This is a genomic window from Streptomyces bohaiensis (assembly GCF_012033785.1).
Taxonomy (GTDB): Bacteria; Actinomycetota; Actinomycetes; order Streptomycetales; family Streptomycetaceae; genus Streptomyces; species Streptomyces bohaiensis.
In genome coordinates this window covers 1-3,641 of record NZ_JAAVJC010000084.1, presented here as the reverse complement: position 1 = coordinate 3,641, position 3,641 = coordinate 1, and the positions used below count along the sequence as shown (strand labels likewise).

Below are 3,641 nucleotides of genomic sequence, written 5' to 3'. Positions count from 1 at the left end.
GTCACCCCCCCCCCCCCCCCCCCCCCCCCCCCCCCCCCCCCCCGCCTGCCTGTCGCGCCGGCGCTGAACTCCAACAGCCGCTCCGCGAGGCGCTGTTCGGATAATGCGACCGAGGCCGCGGTGCAACCTTCGTGATCATCGCCGCGGCCACGGCGCGATACGGGGAGAGACCACAACCGCGCCGCGGCCGGGACGCCGCGCCCGCCCGCCCCTCACCGGCCCCACCGGGTGCGGAGGGGCCGGCGGGGGCGGCACAGGCAAAGGCCCCTCCCACCAACCGGTGGGAGGGGCCTTCAGCGGCGTTCGCTCACTTCTTGTTGCGACGCTGAACTCGCGTGCGCTTCAGGAGCTTGCGGTGCTTCTTCTTCGCCATCCGCTTGCGCCGCTTCTTGATAACAGAGCCCACGACTACCCTCGCTCACGTCGATTACTCGGTGCGGGGCGTCCGAGCCCACACGACCTACATCAGGCCAGACTACCCGGCATCGAGCCGAGGCGGTTAATCGAGGGTGGTGCCGAGGCACCCGCAGCGGGCCCCGAGCGGGATTACCGGACGTCAGGCGCTTTCGACACCCACGAACGATTCCCTGAGGTACTCGTGCACCGCCTGCTCGGGGACCCGGAAGGACCGGCCCACCCGAATCGCGGGCAGTTGCCCGGCGTGAACCAAGCGGTACACGGTCATCTTCGACACGCGCATGACCGCGGCAACCTCTGCCACGGTCAGGAACTTGGCTTCACTCAGAAGTCTTTCACCAGCAGCCATGTTTCACACCTTGACCTTCTGCGCATAGCGGACACCGGCTTCCCCTCCGGTGAACTCCACTCGCATGCGCTCGGACTCAGGGTAGGTGCGGCTGTGGCAAGTGGGGAAGAGGTGCTGAACATGTCATTTCCCGTTACAGATGCACCTTGTTGGGAAGGTCTCGCGTCAACGGTCGTCGCGGAGCGGCATGTGCCCCCTTGACCCAGCGCGTTGACGGGGTCCACCGCCGCCGAGCACCCCGCGGTCACCCGCCGCCCGCGCCCACGGCGCCGCGGCCGCTGCGACACCCCCACTGACCTGCACCGTCTTCCTCGCTCTCGCTGCCCTACCGCGGCACGGACGGTCGTTCGAGCGTCGCGGGATCGTCGGCGACCTCGTCGTTCCAGCGGGAGCGAACCGGCACGAATCACCCGCGGCCGGCGCGGTGGCCGCCGCGCCGGGCGCGGGCGGGGCGCTCGGCGGCGGCGTGGCGGGCGCGGTGGTCGGCACGGGAGGCGCGGCCGGGTAGCCGTAGCGGCCCGGGGGAGTGGCCGGGTGGCCGTAGGCGCCGGCCGCTGCCGCCGAGGGCGCGCCGGCAGGCGGCACGGGCGGGACCGGCGGAGGGGGCACGGGCGGGGTCACAGGCGGGGTCACAGGCGGGGCCGGCGGGGGGAACGCGGGGCTCGGCGGCGCCGGGGGCGTCGGCGGCAACGGCGGTGCGTGCAGCGGGTCCTCGGAGTCGAGCAGTCCGACGGCGTGCTTGCCCAGTCTGGCTATCAGCGCGCCGGGCAGCCACGGCTCGCCGTCCTGGTCCGCCCAGACGTCGCCCGCCGCGGTGAGCTCCGCGAGCCGCTGCGGGCTCGGCCGGTCCGCCGGGTCCGGCCGGAGGCAGGCCTCCACCAGCTCCAGCAGCTCCTCGGGGACCCCCGTCAGGTCGCGCTGGTCCTGCACGATCCGCAGCATCAGGACGTGCATCGCGCTGTGGGCGTCGCCGAACGGTGTGCGCCCGGTCGCGGCGAACACCAGCAGCGAGCCGAGGCAGAAGACGTCGGAGGCCGGGGTCACGTCCTCGCCCCGGCACTGCTCCGGCGACATGAACCCCGGCGACCCCACCGCCGAACCGGTGCGTGTCAGTCCCGCGCCGGTCGCCTCCACCGCGCGGGCGATGCCGAAGTCGATCACGCGCGGCCCGTCCAGGGTGACCAGCACGTTCGAGGGCTTGAGGTCGCGGTGGACGATGCCCGCGGCGTGGATGTCCGCCAGCGCCTGCGTCAGACCGTTGGCGAGCGCCGCGACGCTGCGCGGCGGCAGCGGGCCGGTGCCGGAGCCGACGACCTCGTGCAGCGAGGGCCCCGCCACATAACCGGTGGCGACCCACGGGGTCTCGGCCCCGGTGTCGCAGTCCAGCACCGGCGCGGTCCACCGCGTGCCGACGCGGCGCCCGGCGTCCACCTCCCGCTGGAACCGCTCGCGGAACTCCGGTTGCCGGGCCAGCTCCGGCTGCACCAGCTTCACGGCGACGGTGCGTCCGCGTGCCGACCGCGCCAGGTAGACGCTCCCCATGCCACCCGCGCCGAGCCGTCCCAGCAGTCGGTACTGGCCCACGTGTCCGGGATCCGCCGGTCCGAGCGGTTTCATCTGCCGTCCCCTCACTGCCCCGTGCCGGCCTGAGGATATGCGCCCGGCCGCCTCGGTTGAGGGGACAGCAACCGGACCGTGACCGGTTCCCCGCGGGGGTCACACACCGCCTCGGCGGGGCCCGCCACCGGCGGCGGGCGCAGGATCTCCCGGGCGAACGCCTTCGGGGCGGTGGGGCCCGCCGTGATCAGGTCGCCGTCGGTGACGACGTCCGCCTCGCAGTAGCGGTCCGCGCCGCCGTACCCCGTTGCGGGCCGGTTCGGCGGTGGCGTGGCCGGTTTCCCGGTCGGCGAACGTGTCCTGCACCGCGAGATGCGCCGTGCGGCGCGCCACGCCCGGGAACGCGGGGTGCGCACCCTTCTCGGCACCGGAACCGCGTAGCACCGCTCCGTCCCGATTGCCCCTGGAATCACGGCTGTTGCGCTGTGCCATGACGTCCTCCCCGATGGCTTCAGGACGGTACGGGGGGATACGTCCCCTCACTGCGTGCTGTCGCTCTGCCCACCACCTGTCCATCTCGAGTGAGTAGAGTGAGCGAGGTGATACGACGCAGCACTCTGCGCGAGCAGCTCACCGGCGCTCTCCGCGAGGAGGTTCTGGCCGGACGACTCGTCGCCGGCCTGGAGTTCACCGTGCGGGAGATCGCCGAGAGCTACGGCGTCTCCACGACGCCCGCCCGTGAGGCACTGCTCGACCTCTCGGCCCAGGGGCTGCTCCTGGTGGAGCAGCACCGCGGCTTCCGGGTGCGCTCGTACACGCTCACCGACTTCCGCGAGATGATCGAGGCCCGTGCCGTCGTGCGCGAGGGCCTCCCGGTCGCCGACGCGTGCAGGCCCCCGCCCGACTACCCGCCGGACGCCTTCACCTCGATACGGCGCAGGGCCGCCGCCTCCGGCCAGGCGGCGCGCGCCGGTGACCTGGACATCCTGGTCGGCTACGACCTGCGGTTCTGGCGCGAGCTGACCGCGCTGCGGGCCAACCAGTACATCGCCGAGTTCCTGGACCGACTGCGCGCGCAGTGCTGGGCCTTCCTGGTGCCGCAGCTGCGGCAGGCGGCGGACGGCCCCTGCGCCTCGTCGGTCCCCGCCCTGCTGTGGGACGGCTATCTCGAGCTCGCCGACGCGGTGGAACGCCACGACGACGCCGAGGCCGGTGCGCTGGTGCGCGCCGCACACGACCACGTGCTCGCGGCCGCGGCCGACCTCGCCGCCCGTGCCGGGTCGGCGGGCCTGCCCGGCGGGGAGCGCCCCGCCGGCGC

The 3,641-nt window shown here is 73.7% G+C and carries 4 protein-coding genes and 1 pseudogene; 1 reads left to right on the top strand and 4 read right to left on the bottom strand.

What is annotated here, in order from left to right; genetic code table 11:
- Positions 1–307 precede the first annotated feature (307 nt).
- The 4 genes and pseudogenes from HCN52_RS12010 to HCN52_RS26385 form a co-directional block, all read right to left on the bottom strand.
- Positions 308–406 (bottom strand): 30S ribosomal protein bS22, encoded by a 99-nt coding sequence (locus tag HCN52_RS12010; RefSeq protein ID WP_003948845.1) that lies wholly within the window; start codon positions 404–406, stop codon positions 308–310.
- A 150-nt stretch (positions 407–556) separates the two neighbouring features.
- Positions 557–766 carry a helix-turn-helix domain-containing protein gene (locus HCN52_RS12005; RefSeq protein ID WP_167934489.1) on the bottom strand — a complete coding sequence of 70 codons (210 nt, stop codon included), beginning with the start codon at positions 764–766 and terminating at the stop codon, positions 557–559.
- A gap of 165 nt (positions 767–931) precedes the next feature.
- The gene (locus HCN52_RS26390) at positions 932–2,383 is read right to left on the bottom strand and encodes a serine/threonine-protein kinase (RefSeq protein WP_168088413.1); all 1,452 of its coding nucleotides are present in this window, start codon (positions 2,381–2,383) and stop codon (positions 932–934) included.
- Positions 2,384–2,394: 11 nt separating this feature from the next.
- Positions 2,395–2,634, bottom strand: a pseudogene (locus HCN52_RS26385) (hypothetical protein); the annotation flags it as partial.
- 288 nt (positions 2,635–2,922) lie between these two features.
- Here HCN52_RS26385 and HCN52_RS11990 point away from each other — a divergent pair.
- The coding region (locus HCN52_RS11990) for a GntR family transcriptional regulator (RefSeq protein WP_376767120.1) at positions 2,923–3,641 on the top strand (719 nt) is incomplete at its 3' end.